Annotated in this window: 16 protein-coding genes, 3 tRNA genes and 1 other RNA gene; 4 read left to right on the top strand and 16 right to left on the bottom strand. The window is 63.3% G+C overall.

Features of this window, described 5'->3' with window-relative positions; translation table 11 throughout:
- Positions 1-56 precede the first annotated feature (56 nt).
- The 4 genes from HNR05_RS03730 to HNR05_RS03715 all read right to left on the bottom strand — a co-directional run bounded on the left by HNR05_RS03730 (position 57) and on the right by HNR05_RS03715 (position 3,052).
- Positions 57-725: an ATP-dependent Clp protease proteolytic subunit gene (locus tag HNR05_RS03730; protein WP_179577802.1), complete on the bottom strand. Its 669-nt coding sequence runs from the start codon at positions 723-725 to the stop codon at positions 57-59.
- Positions 726-740: 15 nt separating this feature from the next.
- The gene (locus HNR05_RS03725) at positions 741-1,361 is read right to left on the bottom strand and encodes an ATP-dependent Clp protease proteolytic subunit (protein WP_343062675.1); all 621 of its coding nucleotides are present in this window, start codon (positions 1,359-1,361) and stop codon (positions 741-743) included.
- 165 nt (positions 1,362-1,526) lie between these two features.
- Positions 1,527-2,936 (bottom strand): trigger factor, encoded by a 1,410-nt coding sequence (gene tig / locus HNR05_RS03720; protein ID WP_179577800.1) that lies wholly within the window; start codon positions 2,934-2,936, stop codon positions 1,527-1,529.
- 39 nt (positions 2,937-2,975) lie between these two features.
- A tRNA-Pro gene (locus HNR05_RS03715) sits at positions 2,976-3,052 on the bottom strand.
- 198 nt (positions 3,053-3,250) lie between these two features.
- On the opposite strand from HNR05_RS03715, the gene HNR05_RS03710 reads away from it, so the two are divergent.
- A tRNA-Gly gene (locus HNR05_RS03710) sits at positions 3,251-3,321 on the top strand.
- Positions 3,322-3,722: 401 nt separating this feature from the next.
- On the opposite strand, the gene HNR05_RS03705 is transcribed toward HNR05_RS03710, so the two are convergent.
- From HNR05_RS03705 to HNR05_RS03695, 3 genes are read right to left on the bottom strand one after another with little or no spacing between them, the layout of a single operon-like run.
- Positions 3,723-4,412 carry an FMN-binding negative transcriptional regulator gene (locus HNR05_RS03705; RefSeq protein WP_179577799.1) on the bottom strand — a complete coding sequence of 230 codons (690 nt, stop codon included), beginning with the start codon at positions 4,410-4,412 and terminating at the stop codon, positions 3,723-3,725.
- A 33-nt stretch (positions 4,413-4,445) separates the two neighbouring features.
- A complete protein-coding gene (locus HNR05_RS03700; protein ID WP_179577798.1) occupies positions 4,446-5,432 on the bottom strand; it encodes an Fpg/Nei family DNA glycosylase in 987 nt (328 codons plus the stop codon).
- 2 nt (positions 5,433-5,434) lie between these two features.
- Positions 5,435-5,923: a ribose-5-phosphate isomerase gene (locus tag HNR05_RS03695; protein ID WP_179577797.1), complete on the bottom strand. Its 489-nt coding sequence runs from the start codon at positions 5,921-5,923 to the stop codon at positions 5,435-5,437.
- 69 nt (positions 5,924-5,992) lie between these two features.
- On the opposite strand from HNR05_RS03695, the gene ppgK reads away from it, so the two are divergent.
- A complete protein-coding gene (ppgK, locus tag HNR05_RS03690; protein ID WP_179577796.1) occupies positions 5,993-6,775 on the top strand; it encodes a polyphosphate--glucose phosphotransferase in 783 nt (260 codons plus the stop codon).
- A gap of 75 nt (positions 6,776-6,850) precedes the next feature.
- On the opposite strand, the gene rnpB is transcribed toward ppgK, so the two are convergent.
- The 7 genes from rnpB to HNR05_RS03655 all read right to left on the bottom strand — a co-directional run bounded on the left by rnpB (position 6,851) and on the right by HNR05_RS03655 (position 13,404).
- An RNA gene (gene rnpB / locus HNR05_RS03685) (RNase P RNA component class A) lies at positions 6,851-7,234 on the bottom strand.
- A 26-nt stretch (positions 7,235-7,260) separates the two neighbouring features.
- A complete protein-coding gene (locus tag HNR05_RS03680; protein WP_179577795.1) occupies positions 7,261-7,998 on the bottom strand; it encodes a CT398-like coiled coil hairpin domain-containing protein in 738 nt (245 codons plus the stop codon).
- Positions 7,999-8,050: 52 nt separating this feature from the next.
- Positions 8,051-8,872, bottom strand: coding sequence for a Nif3-like dinuclear metal center hexameric protein (locus tag HNR05_RS03675; protein ID WP_179577794.1), 822 nt, complete (start codon positions 8,870-8,872; stop codon positions 8,051-8,053).
- A gap of 27 nt (positions 8,873-8,899) precedes the next feature.
- On the bottom strand, positions 8,900-9,334 hold the full coding sequence (locus HNR05_RS03670; RefSeq protein ID WP_179577793.1) for a hypothetical protein: 435 nt from the start codon (positions 9,332-9,334) through the stop codon (positions 8,900-8,902).
- An 84-nt stretch (positions 9,335-9,418) separates the two neighbouring features.
- On the bottom strand, positions 9,419-11,320 hold the full coding sequence (locus tag HNR05_RS03665; protein WP_246318493.1) for an APC family permease: 1,902 nt from the start codon (positions 11,318-11,320) through the stop codon (positions 9,419-9,421).
- Positions 11,321-11,433: 113 nt separating this feature from the next.
- Positions 11,434-12,111, bottom strand: a complete 678-nt coding sequence (locus HNR05_RS03660) for a response regulator (protein ID WP_179577791.1) — start codon at positions 12,109-12,111, stop codon at positions 11,434-11,436.
- Between the two features lie 9 nt (positions 12,112-12,120).
- Positions 12,121-13,404 (bottom strand): sensor histidine kinase, encoded by a 1,284-nt coding sequence (locus HNR05_RS03655; RefSeq protein ID WP_179577790.1) that lies wholly within the window; start codon positions 13,402-13,404, stop codon positions 12,121-12,123.
- Between the two features lie 182 nt (positions 13,405-13,586).
- On the opposite strand from HNR05_RS03655, the gene HNR05_RS03650 reads away from it, so the two are divergent.
- Positions 13,587-14,141: a DUF4352 domain-containing protein gene (locus tag HNR05_RS03650; protein ID WP_179577789.1), complete on the top strand. Its 555-nt coding sequence runs from the start codon at positions 13,587-13,589 to the stop codon at positions 14,139-14,141.
- Between the two features lie 93 nt (positions 14,142-14,234).
- Positions 14,235-14,729: a DUF2127 domain-containing protein gene (locus tag HNR05_RS03645; RefSeq protein ID WP_179577788.1), complete on the top strand. Its 495-nt coding sequence runs from the start codon at positions 14,235-14,237 to the stop codon at positions 14,727-14,729.
- 138 nt (positions 14,730-14,867) lie between these two features.
- Here HNR05_RS03645 and HNR05_RS03640 read toward each other — a convergent pair.
- A tRNA-Val gene (locus tag HNR05_RS03640) sits at positions 14,868-14,940 on the bottom strand.
- Between the two features lie 129 nt (positions 14,941-15,069).
- The gene (locus HNR05_RS03635; RefSeq protein ID WP_179577787.1) at positions 15,070-15,546 is read right to left on the bottom strand and encodes a peroxiredoxin; all 477 of its coding nucleotides are present in this window, start codon (positions 15,544-15,546) and stop codon (positions 15,070-15,072) included.
- Between the last annotated feature and the right edge of the window lie 101 nt (positions 15,547-15,647).

The raw sequence follows: 15,647 nt of genomic DNA, 5'->3' as shown, positions 1-15,647 counted from the left end.
AGCGAAACGGCGCGCCGCGGGACCGCGGCACGCCGTTTCAGATGCTCAAATGTCGACTATTTGACGAGCGTCGGCACATTCTTGCGCGACGTGAGAATCTGGTCGATCAGACCGTACTCGAGAGCCTCAGGAGAGCCCAGGATCTTGTCGCGATCGATGTCTTTGTGCACCTGCTCCGGCGTGCGGTTGGAGTGATGCGACAGCGTCTCTTCGAGCCAGGTGCGCATGCGCTGAATCTCGGCGGCCTGAATCTCGATATCGGACGCCTGACCGCCACCCTGGCCGCCGACAGACGGCTGGTGGATCAGGATGCGCGCGTTCGGCAACGCGAGACGCTTGCCCGGCGTCCCACCGGCCAGCAATACGGCCGCAGCGGACGCTGCCTGACCGAGGCACACGGTCTGCACGTGCGGACGGATGTACTGCATGGTGTCGTAGATCGCCGTCATTGCTGTAAACGATCCACCCGGCGAGTTGATGTACATGACGATGTCCCGGTCGGGATCTTGGCTCTCGAGCACCAGAAGCTGAGCCATCACGTCATCGGCCGACGCGTCGTCGATCTGCACACCGAGGAAGATGATGCGGTCTTCGAACAGTTTTGCGTAGGGGTCTTGACGCTTGTAACCGTAAGCCGTGCGCTCTTCGAACGTCGGCAGGATGTAGCGTGCCTCGGCCGGGCGAGCGAGGCCGCCGGCCTGGGGGGTGAAGTTGGTGAATTCCATTGTGGTCCTGCCCGTCTACTTCTTGTTCGCTGAGTCGTCAGTGCCGCCGCCGCCAACAACTTCTGAGGCGAACTCGCGCAGGTGATCCACGAAGCCGTACTCAAGGGCTTCCTGAGCCGTAAACCAGTTGTCGCGGTCGTTGTCGATGAGAATCTGCTCGACGCTCTTTCCGGTCTGCTCGGCGGTGAGCTCCGCCATGCGCTTCTTCATGTCAAGGATGACCTTGGCCTGCGTCTGAATGTCGGCAGCCGTGCCACCGAATCCACCCGACGGCTGGTGCAGCAACACGCGAGCGTTCGGCGTGATGTAGCGCTTGCCCTTCGTGCCGGATGAGAGCAGGAACTGGCCCATAGATGCGGCGAGGCCGATCCCCACGGTGACGATATCGTTCGGTACAAACTTCATCGTGTCGTAAATCGCCATTCCCGCCGTGATCGAACCTCCGGGCGAGTTGACGTACAAGTAGATGTCCCGCTTAGAATCTTCGGCGGCAAGGAGCAGGATCTTCGCACAGATCTCGTTCGAGTTGTCGTCGCGGACCTCTGAGCCGAGCCAGATGATGCGGTCCTTCAGCAGTCGGTCAAAAACACCGGTGTTGGGTGTCTGTTCGGCCATGTCGCGCTCCGTTTCAGTTATCGCTTCAGAATGAATCTATCGGAGCAAACGCGGCAGAACTGCTCTGTTCGCCCTCGGCAGATTGCCGGATGTCGCGGGGGCGAACCGCTGGTGGGTCGAATGGCCCCCGCACGCAGAAAGGGCCGAATGTCAGAGACATTCGACCCTCCCCTGCTCGCTTCGAAATTACTCGGCTGCTGCGGCCTTCTTGGCGGATGCCTTCTTCTTCGGCTTCTCCTCGACGACAACTTCTTCGACGACCTCGACGGGCGCCTCGGTCGAGTCAGTCGCCTCGGCGGCATCTTCTGCCGGAGCGTCATCGGCCACGGCCGTGAACTCGGAGAGGTCGACCTTGGCGCCGTTGGTGTCAACGACAGCAGCCTTTCCGAGGGCAATGGCGAGAGCCTTGTTACGGGCAACCTCAGCAACCATCGACGGAATCTGACCGTTGCTGGAGAGCGCCTGAACGAACTCGCTCGGGTCCATGCCGTACTGGCTGGCGCCCTGGATCAGGTACTGGGTGAGCTCGTCCTGGCTGACCTGGACCTTCTCTGCCTCGGCGATGGTGTCGAGCAGAATCTGCTGACGGAACGTCTTCTCGCTGGACTCGGTGACCTCCGCGCGGTGCTCGGCGTCTTCAAGACGGTTCTCACCCTCCAGGTGACGGTGCACCTCGTCTTCAATGATCGCGGCGGGGATCGGAACCTCGACGGCTGCGAGCAGCTGCTCGATCATCTTGTCGCGGGCCTGCGTGCCCTGGCCGAAGACCTTCGAGCGCCCGACCTGAGCCTTGAGGCTCTCGGTCAACTCGGCGATGGTGTCGAATTCGCTGGAGATCTGAGCGAAATCATCGTCGGCTGCGGGAAGCTCGCGCTCCTTGACGGCGTTGATGGTCACGGTGATCTCAGCGGTCTCACCCTCGTGCTCTCCACCCATGAGGTTGGAGTTGAAGGTGGTGGTCTCGCCGGCGGTGAGCGAATCGAGTGCCTCGTCGATGCCCTCGATCAGGTCGCCCGAGCCCACCTCGTAGGAGATGCCGCTTGCCGTGTCAACCTCGGTGCCGTTGATTGCTGCAACCAGGTCGATCTGAGCGAAGTCGCCGGTCTTGGCGGGACGGTCGACAGTGACCAGGGTACCGAACCGAGCGCGCAGGGTGTCGAGTTCTTCGGCAACCTCGGCGTCGGTGATCTCGACAGCGTCGACCTCGATGGAGAGGCCGTCGTACGTCGGCAGCTCGATCTCAGGGCGCACGTCAACCTCGATGGCGAGGTGCAGATCTCCGGAGAAGTCCTTGTCACTCGGCCATTCGACAATGTCGGCTTCGGGACGGCCCAGGGGGCGCAACTTCAGCTCGGTGACCGCCGAACGGTAGAAACCATCGAGGCTCTCGTTGACGGCGTGCTCGAGCACAGCAGACTTGCCGAGGCGCTGGTCGATCATGGCCGCGGGAATCTTGCCCTTGCGGAAGCCGGGAATGTTGATGTTCTCAGCCATGTGCTTGTAGGCGTGGGTGATGCTGGGCTTGAGCTCCTCGGGCGTCACCGTAATGGTGAGCTTGGCGCGCGTGGGGCTCAGCTTTTCGACCGTGGACTTCACGTTGGGACTCTCCTGTGTCTAAAGGATGTACTGGGGTGATGGTCGGGGCGACAGGATTCGAACCTGCGACCTCTCGGTCCCAAACCGAGCGCTCTACCAAGCTGAGCTACGCCCCGGATCGCCATCTCAACCCGATGTGCCACACACCGTCATGCAAAAAACACACAACAGGCGCAGTGACCTCGGTCAGTCTACTGCACCCACACGGATGCCGTGGTGCACGGCCTCCTGCGCGGCGAGCCGTGGGGGCCGATGGCACCGCGCACGTGAAAATCTGTACTACGATATTCGAGTGCCCAGTTGAACCGGGCAGCGGGGCTGTAGCTTAGTGGTAAAGCCTCTGTCTTCCAAACAGATGATGCGAGTTCGATTCTCGTCAGCCCCTCAGATCGCAGAACCCCCTCCCGCGCCGAAAGCGCTCGGAGGGGGTTTTTTGTGTTCGAGACTTCCGCTCTCAGCGCAATCGGGTAGCGGGTGGAATTGACGGCATCGCTCGCAACTCAGTGTGCCGGAGTAGTCAGAAGCACGTCCCAGGCCTGCCCCCAATCAGGAGGTCAATCCGTCGAGGCTGACCGCCAGCCAGACGAGCCTGAGCGTCTACGTCACGACGCCGACGATGAAATCGACGCCCATTCCGTGCAGGAGGTAGAGCCCGTAATGCCCGTTGATCAGCGGACGAAGCAGGCCACCGAGCGTCGACATGGGCTTCCCCGGCGACTCCCAGCTGGGCGAGAGGATGGCGGGTTGTCCCGGGCATCCGGACTGATGCGGGGGAAAACCCCCGCCTCACACGATGCAGGGTGAGGAGCTGACCGTGGTGTCGCTGGACGACACCGTCGCCCGCGCTCCGGCGTTCCCACCGTGAACCCGGCGCATCTCGGCGGCGAGCGATGCACTCGCGTACGGCCCGTCTCCCTCAAGCTCCCCGATGATGCGGTCAACGGTTTCGAGCGCTTTGTTCTGACTCATTTTGTTCTTGGCGACGAATCGATCGACCCGCATCCGAAAACCCACGGTTCCGCTCACGATTCGCGCGGCATAGGCCGCGTTTTCGAGTGTGCCGTTCATTCGACGCGGTTCAGGCATTCGATCTTCGAAATGGTCGACGAGTGTGTCGAGCACCACGAGGTTCTCGGCATCCGTCAGAATTTCTGGCGTACCGTACAGGTGCGCCGTGACGAAATTCCAGGTGGGTACCGCCGGTTTGGCGTCATACCAGCACGGCGAAATGTAGCCGTGCGGACCCTGAACGATCACAAGAAGCTCGTGGCTGCCGAGTTCGTGCAACCGCTCATCGGGGCGCCCGACATGGCTGAGCAGCACGATGTCGTCGGCCGATTCGTCCAGGATGACCGGGTAGTGCGAGGCGATCAGCACGGTGTCGGTCGAACTGACCATTGTCACCCACGGGTTCTCCCGAATGAGCCGCTTGATCTCGGCGATCTCACTGAGCACGAAACTGGGATTCTGTCTCACGGGCGTCCTTAAGTGTCGGTCAGGTGAGGATGGTCATCGTTGGCAACTCGGGCACCAATAGAGCTTGCGGGCCCCCATCTCTTCGAGGGTGATATGGGTTCCGCAAACTCGACACGGCAGACCCTCGCGCTTATAGACCCAATGCCGGTCCGCACGATTGGCCATGGCCAAGCTGTACGCGTCTCCCTCGAGGTTGTCCATCGTCATCATCTGACCGGTTTCGACACCGATCGTCAGCAGATGCGCCCAGTCGTTCCAGAGCGCTCGCACGGTGTCGTCGGTCAGCGATTTGCCGGGCGCATACGGGTTCAGTCCGGCTCGAAAGAGCAGTTCGGCGCGATAGACGTTGCCGATACCACTGACCACGCTCTGATCCATCAGGATCAACCCGATCGGGGTCGACTTCTTGCGCACGGTCGCGACGAAACGATCCTCGGCCTCAATGCTGGGGTCCAGAATCGGGTCGGGCCCCAGCTTGGCGATCACGGCGTCCACCTGAGCGGGCTCGAGCACCTCACAGGCCGTCGGCCCTCGCAGGTCTGCGCACACCGTGTCGGTGAGCAGACGCACCCGCACCTGACCGATCGGCTCGGGCGGGAACGTTTCGGGAGCGTACGATTCTTTCTCTTGCTCGGACATGCGCACCCGCGTGCGACGTGGCGCGCCGATCGAATGCAGGGAGTTCTCACCCGCCGAATCGAGAATGGCCGGGACGGTCGTGCCACGCTGGTTCGTCTGCCCCATCCGACCGTTGGCGGACGCGATCGTGGCATCCATCATGATCTCGCCGGAGAAGTCCCAGGCACCGTACAAGCCGAGGTGCACACGCAACCAGAGGTCGTGGTCGAACTCCAGGAACATCTGTTTGCCGACCGCGCGCGCATCGGTCATGACATGGCCGTCAAGCTGGGCAGCGCCAGCGACGAAGCGCCCCTGCGGAGAGGACAGCGAGACGCGGCTGCCCACAAAGTTGCGTTGGAACTGACGTGCGATCCGGTGGACGGAATGACCCTCGGGCACGGTTAGCGCTCGATGCCTTTGCCGGCGATGTCACCCGTTGTCTCATATTCGGCCAGTTGTGCGATGCGTCGTACGTGGCGCTCTTCCGCGGAAAACGGCTCGGCGATGAATGCGTCAATGAAGCTCGTCGCGTCTTCGATGGTGTGCTGGCGGGCACCGATCGAGATGACGTTAGCGTCGTTGTGCTCGCGGGCAAGCCGGGCGGTGCTGAGGTTCCAGACCAGTGCGGCCCGAGCCCCGGTGACCTTGTTGGCCGCCATCTGTTCGCCGTTGCCGGATCCGCCGAAGACCACGCCCAGAGCTTCGATGCCCTCGGACTGGTCGTCGACGACGCCCTGCGCCGCGTTGATACAGAATGCCGGGTAGTCGTCGAGTGCGTCATAGGTCTGGGGCCCATGGTCAATGACCGTGTGACCGGCGGCCGTGAGGTGCGTGAACAGATGGCGGCTGAAGTCCAGACCTGCGTGGTCGGTGGCGATGTGGATGCGCATGGCACCAGTCTATTTAGTCCGCCGGAATACACATGCCCACGCGCCACGTGCACACGATAGGTTGGCAGAATGAACGCGACGACGGCAATCGGCATTGATATCGGCGGAACCGGAATCAAGGGGGCCGTCGTCAACGTGATCACCGGAGAATTGCTTTCCGATCGCGTCAAATTGTCCACCCCGAAGGGCGGCAGCCCCGACGACATCATCGCCACCACACGTCAGCTGCTCGACACCATCTCGCAGGGCCAAGGATCGCTTCCAATCGGCGTCTGCTTTCCCGCCGTGATCAAGAACGGCCGCACGATGTCGGCCGCCAATATTTCGCGGGACTGGATCGGCCTCGAGGCAGAGAAACGATTCGAGGCCGCCTTCCACCAGCCCATCCACTTCGTCAACGATGCGGATGCAGCGGGCCACGCCGAGGCCCAGTATGGGGCGGCCAAGGGTGTCCGTGGCGTCGTGCTACTCACCACGCTCGGCACGGGCATCGGCTCGGCTCTCCTTAACGACGGCGTGCTCGTTCCCAATACCGAGCTCGGCCACCTCGAGATCGACGGGCACGATGCCGAAACTCGGGCAAGCTACTCGGCCAAAGAGAAAGACAATCTGAGCTGGGAGAAGTGGGCCGGACGCCTTCAGACGTACTACACGACGCTCGAGAAACTCTTCTCGCCCGACCTGTTTCTGGTGGGAGGAGGGGTCTCAAAAAGCTACCAAGAATTTCTGCCACTGCTGACCTTGCAGACCCCCATCATCCCGGCCGAGCTGCGCAACAACGCCGGCATCCTGGGTGCCGCATCGCTGGCCGTCCAGACGGCTCCCCCTGCGCCGCGCCGTCAGGACATGTAGCGAAAACAGTCAGCTTCGTTCGTGGCTGCGCAATCAGCCTGCTGTCGCGACTTCGCAACAGGATGCTGCGAGAAGGGAATGGGCCAGCTGTTACGCCGGGTTCTGTCCCGGTTTCGTGCGAACACGACACCATGGACGGTCATCTATCTGGGGACTACGTTGCCGCAGCCCTCTAGCGGTCTACCCGAAAACTTGGCGAGCAGCCTCAGCGTTTTCTGTCTGACCTTGCTCCGGACGAGGTTTACCAAGCCGACCAAGTCACCTTGGCCTCTGGTGGTCTCTTACACCACCGTTTCACCCTTACCGCCGGCGTGAGCCAGCGGCGGTCTACTTTCTGTGGCACTGTCTCGCGGGTTACCCCGGGTGGGTGTTACCCACCGTCCTGCTCTTCGGAGCCCGGACGTTCCTCGGCATCCGTGTTTCGAAAAACACGCATGACGCGACCGTCTTGCCGACCCATTCCTGGAACCTAGCTTACAGTGCGCTTAGATACCCGATTCTTCGGTACGCACCAGGATGGCCCCGCAGTCGGGGCAGAAGACGACGTCGTTGACCGGTGCCAAGCGCACCGCCTCGAGGTCGTTACCGGTGAGGGTCATGGTGCATCCGCTGCACGTGCGGGCGCGCAGCAGAGCTGCGGCGTTCCCGTGGCCCGCCACATAACGCTTCTCGTACAGCGCGACGAGCTCGTCCTCAATCGTCGCTGCGACGGCAGCGCGGTCGCGAACGTTGTCGCCGAGCTGCTTGTTGACACCGGCGAGCGCTTCGTCACGCAACGCCACGGCCTGTGCGATCTGGGCCGCAATCGCAGCACCCTCGCTCTCGGCTAACGCAACGACGGCTTCCTGAGCCTCAACCCGCTCCATCACGGCGATCTCGATCTCTTCCAGGTCACCGAGACGCTTCTTCAATGCCGTGAGTTCGGCCTCCAGCGCCTGAATGTCCTTGACCGAGGAGCTCGTCTGCAAGCGATCGCTGTCCCGCTTGATGCGGCTCTCAACAACGCTGACGTCCGATTCGATGCGGCGCAATTCAGTGCGGGCATCCTCCAACTCGCCGGTGCGAGTGGTCACCACCTGACGGTTCGCGTCGGCGGTAACACCCAACGCGGCGATCTCAGCGTGCTGCGTCAGCGCGGATGCCTGGTGCTTGAGCTGCTGCGTCTTGATGTCGAGGGCCTGGAGCCGAAGCAGCTCTTTCTGTTCTACGGGAGTTGCCTTCACGATTTCCTGACCTTTACGAGTGTTGAGTGTGAACAAATGGAGGTGGGCAACGTCACTGCGTGATGACGAAGTCCCAGGGGTCCGTGCGCAATTCGCTGACCGTCACGACCACGCCCGGCAGTGCCTGCCGCAGTTGTTCGGCCGCAGTGTCGAGCCAGAGCCATTCGCTAGCCCAGTGCGACACATCGATGAGCGCTGGTCCGGAACCGGCCGCCTTCGCCTGCTCGCGCGACTCGGAAGCCGGGTGATGACGCAAATCAGACGTGACGTACACGTCGGAGCCGCGCACCAGTGGGTGGCCGAGCAGCGAGTCGCCAGCTCCTCCGCAGAGTGACACGGTTTCGACACGGCTCGTGTAGTCGCCGGCGACACGCACCCCGGATGCCGTCGCCGGCAGCAGCTCGGCGAGCCTGCGGGCCAGCTGCCCGAGTGTGGTCGGCTGGGCGAGGCGTCCGACACGGCCGATGCCGGTGCCGGGAGCGCTACTCACGGTGATCGGCTGGGTGTCAACCAGTCCCAAACGCTGCGCGAGCATGTCGGAGACACCGTTCTCGACCACATCTGCGTTGGTGTGGGCGGCCAACAGCGCGCAGTCGGCACGAATCAAGCGCGCCAGCAACGCGCCCTTGTACCGGTCTTCGGCCACGGACGTCACACCGCGCAGGAGCAGTGGGTGATGAACCAGAAGTAGATCGGCGTCTGCCTCGATGGCCTCGTCGACCGTGTCTGCGACGGCGTCGACGGCCAAGAGAATCGACTCGACCGTGCTGGCCGGATCGCCACTCACGAGGCCGGAGGCGTCCCATGCTTCCGCGCCGGAGAGCGGCCACAGTTCGTGAATGACAGCGGTTGCTTCTGCGAGGGTAACGGACACCCTGCCAGCCTACCGGTCGCGGACTTGTCAGCCCTGATGCCCCCGCGAGTGATGCCGGCTCCACAGCCATCGCCGCTGGTTGCGCGGGAGCACCAACTCGTCGTCCTCGATCCGCGACGATGAGACCGGCTCGGCCGGCACCACTGTGACGTCGTCGGCGTCATCGACCAAAGACTCCTCGAACCCGGCCTTGACGATCGGATGCGAGTGAGTCGCCAGATCTTCGGCCAACTCAATCGAGAGGTCGGCCTCATCGTCGGGCCCGGCAGCCGCCGGAACCCCGGCCTCTACCGGAAGCCCCTCGGCCGCCGGAAGCCCCCCGTCCGCCGAAAGCCCCGCACGCGTCGGCGCCCCCACATCCCGCGCACCCCCCGCGCCCGCCACGGTATCCGGCGCGGCCGCGGCCTCCCGCTCGGCTCGGCGCCGGGCGGCACGGGTGCCCGGCTGCGGTTCGTCAGTCATGCGCTCATCATAGTGAGAAAACCTCAGGAGCCCTGGGGGTCGCGCCCGGACGGCCGCGCTGACAGTTGGCTGACATGGATTCAGTTAGCTGACATGGATTGAGGGGCGCCGTCGCGCATTTGGCTCAGCTTCGCGCAGCACCTCCCGCGTGACCGGGGCGGTCTCCCCCATGCCCGTAATCAAAAACCGGAACATATTCGAGATCGGGTTTCCCTCGGTCCACTCGAAGTAGATCTCCGGAATAACCCCGGTCTTGTCTCGAATTTCGAGCAGCACCGAAGCGATGGTGTTCGGAACGTTTCCGCTGACGACCTCGAGCACCCGGTAGCCGTGTCGCGCCGATCCGGTGACCACCAGGTCTTCCTCAAAATCAGACGAGTCCGAGGGGTGCACCTCAAGAAAGATCACCAAGGAGCCGGGCGGAATGTGGCCGTAGCGCCGCTCATCCCTGCTCTTCTCTTGATACTCCGCATCGGTGTCGTCGCCGGGCTCATGCGAGATCAACCGCACGGCGTCGTACTCGTCGGCATCGCTCATCACATATTCCAGGGCGGTCTCGTCCAATGTGACCGACGTGGCACGCAACTGGAACGATCGTCCCACGCGCGAAATCAGCGAGATCGTGAGGATGCCCAGAATGAACAACGCAGCGATGCGCACCCCGTCTGGGCGTTCGAAGATATTGGCAATCGTCGTGTACAAGAAGATCAGGGCGATGAGGGCGAAACCCACGGTGCGCCAGCGTTGCTGTCGACGCCGGGCCGAGAGGGTGACCGCGACAGATGCCGACGTGATCAGCACCAGCACTCCCGTGGCATAGGCGCCGCCCTGCGCGTCGACATTCGCTTGGAACACGATCGTGATCACGAAGGCGATCGCCACGAACACCAGCACGAGTGGGCGCACGGCAGCCGCCCATTGTGGCGCCATGCCGTACCGGGGCAGATAGCGCGGCACCAGGTTGAGCAGGCCGGCCATCGCTGACGCCCCGGCGAACCACAGAATACAGATGGTGCTGATGTCGTAGACCGTTCCGAAACCAGACCCGAGGTACTCGTGCGCCAGGTAGGCCAGTGCACGCCCGTTGGCTGGCCCGCCCGATTGGAAGGCCGCCTGCGGAATGAGCAATGTCGTGACGATGCTTGACGTGATCAAGAACCCGCTCATGATCAGTGCCGCGGTCGTGAGCAGCCGTTTCGTCGAGCGGATGCGCACCACGGGATTGTTCTCATCGTCTGATGCGCTGCCTTTTACCTGTGGCATCACGGCGACTCCGGTTTCAAAACCAGAGAGGCCCAGGGCAAGTTTCGGGAACACCAGCAGCGCAATGGCGATCATCATGAGCGGATCGCCGTGCTGGGCGGTCAGCGCCGCCCACCAGTCCGGGATCACCACCACGTTGTCGACGACACGGCCGATGGAGACCACGATGACCACCAGGTTCAGCACCAGGTAGACCGCGACCAGCACCACAGCAATGCCGATCGCCTCTTTGAAACCGCGCAGAAAAACGGCACCGAGGAGTGCGATCAGAAAGAGGGTCACCGCGATCTGCTGGCCGTGCAGCCAGGTGGGCACGAAGGGATTCTCGAGGGCGTGCGCCGTGGCATCCGCTGCCGAGAGCGTGATGGTGATCATGAAGTCAGTGGCGGCAAAGCCCAGCAAAATGAGCACGAACAGCTTGCCGGCCCACCAGGGCAGCAGCTTCTCCAGCATGTGAATCGAGCCGGAGCCACGAAAGCTCTCGGAGGCGACGCGGCGGTAGACCGGGAGCGCACCGAACAGCGTGAGCAGCACAAGAACGATTGTCGCAATCGGCGATAACAGACCGGCGGCCAGCGCTGCAATGGCAGGCTGGTAGCCGAGCGTCGAGAAGTAGTCCACGCCGGTCAGGCACATGACACGCCACCAGGCGTGAGTCTTCTCGGCGACTTTTGCGTGAGGTCCGACATGATCGCCGCGCGGATCGACGAGACCGTCAAGCATCCACGCGCGAAATCCAGATCGCGAAACCCTCGGTGTGCTCACGTGCACAGAGTACGCCCGGCCACCGACTCACGTGCGTGCAGCTGCTCCATCTCGCACGGGCGGCACACTCATCAGGCGAGCCCGGAACGGGCCACGACAACAGCGAGCTGAGTGCGGTTTCGGATGCCCCACTTCGTCTTGATTCCGGCGAGCGCGGACTTCACCGTGGTCTCGGCGACGAAAAACTGAGCGGCAAGTTCGGCATCGCTCGCGCCGGTGACCAGTGCGAGAGCAAACTCATGTTCCCGCGCGGTGAGCTGGGCGAGCTTCTCCATCGCATCCCGGCGCGCATCGGCAGTACGGGAGTCCTGCACCCACTGAGTCAGCTGCCGTGCCGCACGGGGTGAAAATTCGGAGTCACCGGCGGCGACGTGCCTGACCGCGTTCACGATCCGGTACGGGTCTTCATCCTTGAGGAGAAAACCGGCGGCTCCCGCCGCCACCGCGTCGAGCACCCGACCATCTTCATCGAACGCCGTCATCATGAGCACGGCCGGTGTGGCCGCGTGTGCTCGCAGCGCACGCACGACGGACACTCCGTCCATCACCGGCATCCGTACATCGCACAGGACGACATCGGGTGCCAGCTGGCGGACGGCCTCGACCACGTGACTGCCGTCGGAACGGCTTCCGACGATGAGCAGGTCCTCGGCCGTATTGAGTAGCGCGGTAATGCCGGCGGTGGCCATCGGGTCGTCATCAACAATGAGAATGCGAATGGGGCGGCGGTCCAGCTCCGGCGAAGTCACCGAGCCAGTTTAGCGACCGACCCAGGGCAGCCAGGCGACGACCGCAAACGTTCCCTCTGCCGTTTCACCGGCTTCGAATGAGCCGCCGACCAGTGCCGCTCGTTCGCTCATTCCCACCAATCCGTTGCCTCCGCCGGTTGACGTCGGGTGAGCCTCGGGCACCAGCCGGTTGACGATTCGTATGGTCACCCCGGTCTCCGGGCCAGCGCGCAGATCGACCGAGAGCGACGCGCCGGGCGCGTGTCGGCGCACATTTGAGATTGCCTCCTGAACGATTCGGTAGGCGGCGTGCGCCACTGACGGGGAGCACGCCGACGCGTCTGCGACGAACATCTGTGTGCGCACGTCGGTTCCTTCGCGCACGGCTGCGTCGATGAGTCCGGGGATGTCGACAAGACCAGCGCCGGCTCCCGTGTGAAGCTCAGGATTCCGCAGCACACGAACGACCGAGCGGACGTCGTCGAGGGAATGTTGTGCCGACTCCCGTACGGCACGCGCTGCTGCGGTTGCGCGGGCATCCGAGTCGCCCACCTGAAGTTCGAGGGCGCCGGCGTGCAACGAAACAGAGCTCAACCGCGCGGCCAGGGTGTCATGCAGCTCTCGAGCGATCTCGTGACGTTCCCGTTCGATCGACACTTCCTGATGCAATGCCGCGATGTTGCGGGCCGCGGTGACATTCCCCCGTCGTGCGGTGTCCCGCTCCGCCCTGATCTGTCGGGTGACCCCGTATGCCGCAAACGGCGCAACCGCGAGCGCAGCGAGAATGGGCACCACCCAGAACAATGCAAGTCGTGCCGCAGACCCCTCTGCCGATCCTCCCGACAGTGTGGCGAGGTGCGAGGTTTCAGACGCAACATCCCAGCAGAACGAGACGATCGTCGCTGCATAGGTCGCCCCCATCATCGTCCAGCGCACCCAGCCGCGCCGGGCGGCGGTCAGCGCAGCGAGCGCGACCAGCGCGGGGAGCGGTGTCGTCGGAAGGGCCACGGTGAGCGCGGTCGCAAGAATGGAAATGAGGAGTGGGAAGCGATGCCGCCAGATCAGCAGAACCGACACGGCGAGCATGGGGAACACCCCGACAATGGCCAGAGCCTGCACGGCAGACGGAAAGGTGCTGTGCTCTCCCCCGTGGGTTCCGCCGGCTGACATCACCAGCAATGCGCAGAGAACAGCAAGCGCGATCGAGCCGGTCAGTGCCCAGGTGCGGCGGGAGCGGGAGCGCGGTGGATAGCTGCCGGCTGGTGCGGTCGATACCGCCCAGCCGTCAGACGGGAGAGGCGGTGCGGCGGTCATGTCTCGATCGTAGAGGCAGGTTTGGCGCCTCCCCCACCGACGTTCGTACCGGTTGGCGCCACGACTTCCCCTCCTTTCGGTCAGAGCGTCCGGGCCGAATCGACGTGGCCGGGAGTTGCGCCAGATGGTGGTCTAGATCCGGCCGATCGGCCGCACAGACCGCACTCACCAGGAGGCATTCCTTGTCGTCACGTTCCATCACTTCGCGTTCCACCCTCGCCGTAGCCACCGCAGCCGTCGCCGTCATCATCGCGCTCACCGGCTGCAGTGCTGGCGGCGCCTCGGGGGCAGTGTCAGGCGGATCCTCTGCCGACAGTTCCGCGGACGAGACGCCGACGGCGCCGGGGCTGAATGTTCCCGTCACAGTCGGCGCGTTCGAGTTCACCGCGCTGGCCGCGGCCGACGCGGGCACGAGCGTCGGTACAGCTCCGCTGACGCAGACCGCGCAGGGCACTTTTTTCCAGTTGGACCTCAAGATCATGAATGTCGGCGACGCCCCCGAGACATTCATCGTCAACTATCTGAAGCTGGAGGACGCCGATGGTAAGACCTACAACGCCGATGCCAGCGCGTCGCTCTACGCTGGAGGAGACGCGCAGGCGTGGATCGCGGCCATCAATCCCGGAAACGCGGTGCAGGGTCCGATCCTCTTCGATCTGCCGGCAGGTGCCAAGCCGGTGAAGCTGATCGTGAGCGACAGTATGTTCAACGACGGAACAGCGATCACGCTCGACTAGGCCACTCGTCCTCACCGCGTAGCGAAGCGAAGCACGAGGTCAGGTTGGGCTCTGATTCCAACCTGGCCGCTTCGAGAGTGCTTGGATAGGCGCATGAAGGCCATCACACCCGGCCGCCCGGCTTCTCGTGCTCGTATCGCCGAGCTGGCCTATCGAATCGGCATCTGGCTGAAGGCCATCGACGGGCTGATCGAGTTGGTCACCGGTGTCTTGTTGTGGGTCGCTCCCTCGGTGCTCCGAGCCGCTCTCGCACCGATTGTGAGCACGGATGCCGACGATCGTTTCATTCGGCACCTGGTCGCCACCGCGGCCGGCCGACTTGACACCGGCATCGCGGCCGGTGCGCCGCAGATCATCATCATTTTTCTGCTCAGCCATGGCATCATCAAGCTGGTGCTGGCGTACTGCCTCATCCGCGGCTACCACTGGGTCTATCCCTACGCCATTGGCGTTCTGGGACTGTTCGCGCTTTATCAGATTTATGCCGTCATCCGTTCGCCCAGCATCGGCAGCATCATTTTCCTGCTGCTCGACCTCGTCATTGTCGCCCTGATCTGGCGGGAGGCGCGCCTGGTGCGCGCACGCTGACCGGCAACGAGTGCGGGGAGCAGAACGACGGCCACAGGCAACAGCGCCCACCGCGGTGGCCGAACCCACGGGCGGGTGGTGTTCGCTCAGAAAACACAGAAGACCCCGGCCGAGGCGAGGGTCTTCTGCAGTATTGGGTGGGCCCTACCGGGATCGAACCGATGACATCCACGGTGTAAACGTGGCGCTCTACCAGCTGAGCTAAAGGCCCTGACAATCGGTGAGTACACCGAATCAGGTCGTTTCACACTATAGCGAAATCGCGCGGCTCGTTCGAACCACGACGAAGGGCCGGGCGCGTCACGGGGTCGTTCAAAAACTCCCCACTCGAGCGGCGAGGTTACGCCGGCACACCCGGCAGCAGCTCTTCAAGTGCAGCCCGATACGCGGCCAGCGGGCGCGCCTCGCCCGGAGCCGTGATGAAACTAGCCCGGATGATGCCCTCCTGGTCGATCAGGAAAGTCGCGCGGTTTGCGAACCCCTTGTCGCCGAGAAATACCCCGTATTCCTTGGCCACCCCGCCGTGCGGCCAAAAGTCGGCCAGCAGGCTGAATTCGTAGCCTTCCTGCTCGCCCCAGGCACGCAGAGCGTGGCGGGAATCGACAGAAATGCCGATCAATTCGACGCCGCGCTCGGCAAAAATTGCGAGGTTGTCGCGCAGTTCGCACAGCTCACCGCTGCAGATTCCCGAGAACGCGAGCGGGAAGAAGACGAGTGCGACGGCCTTTTCACCGCGGAACTGGCTGAGTTGAACCGATTGACCGAATTGATTGACCAGTTCGAAATCTGGTGCCTGGATGTCATTCACCAGTGCCATAATTCTTTTCCTTTCCGACCTGCGTGAAACCCGCGGTCGAGCCGGTTGCATAGCCTAGCCCGCCTGAATGTGGGAACCAACACTGCCCGCGCAACGCCGCT

The organism is Leifsonia psychrotolerans (genome assembly GCF_013410665.1).
Classification (GTDB): domain Bacteria; phylum Actinomycetota; class Actinomycetes; order Actinomycetales; family Microbacteriaceae; genus Cryobacterium; species Cryobacterium psychrotolerans_A.
This window is presented reverse-complemented; position numbering and strand designations above follow the sequence as displayed.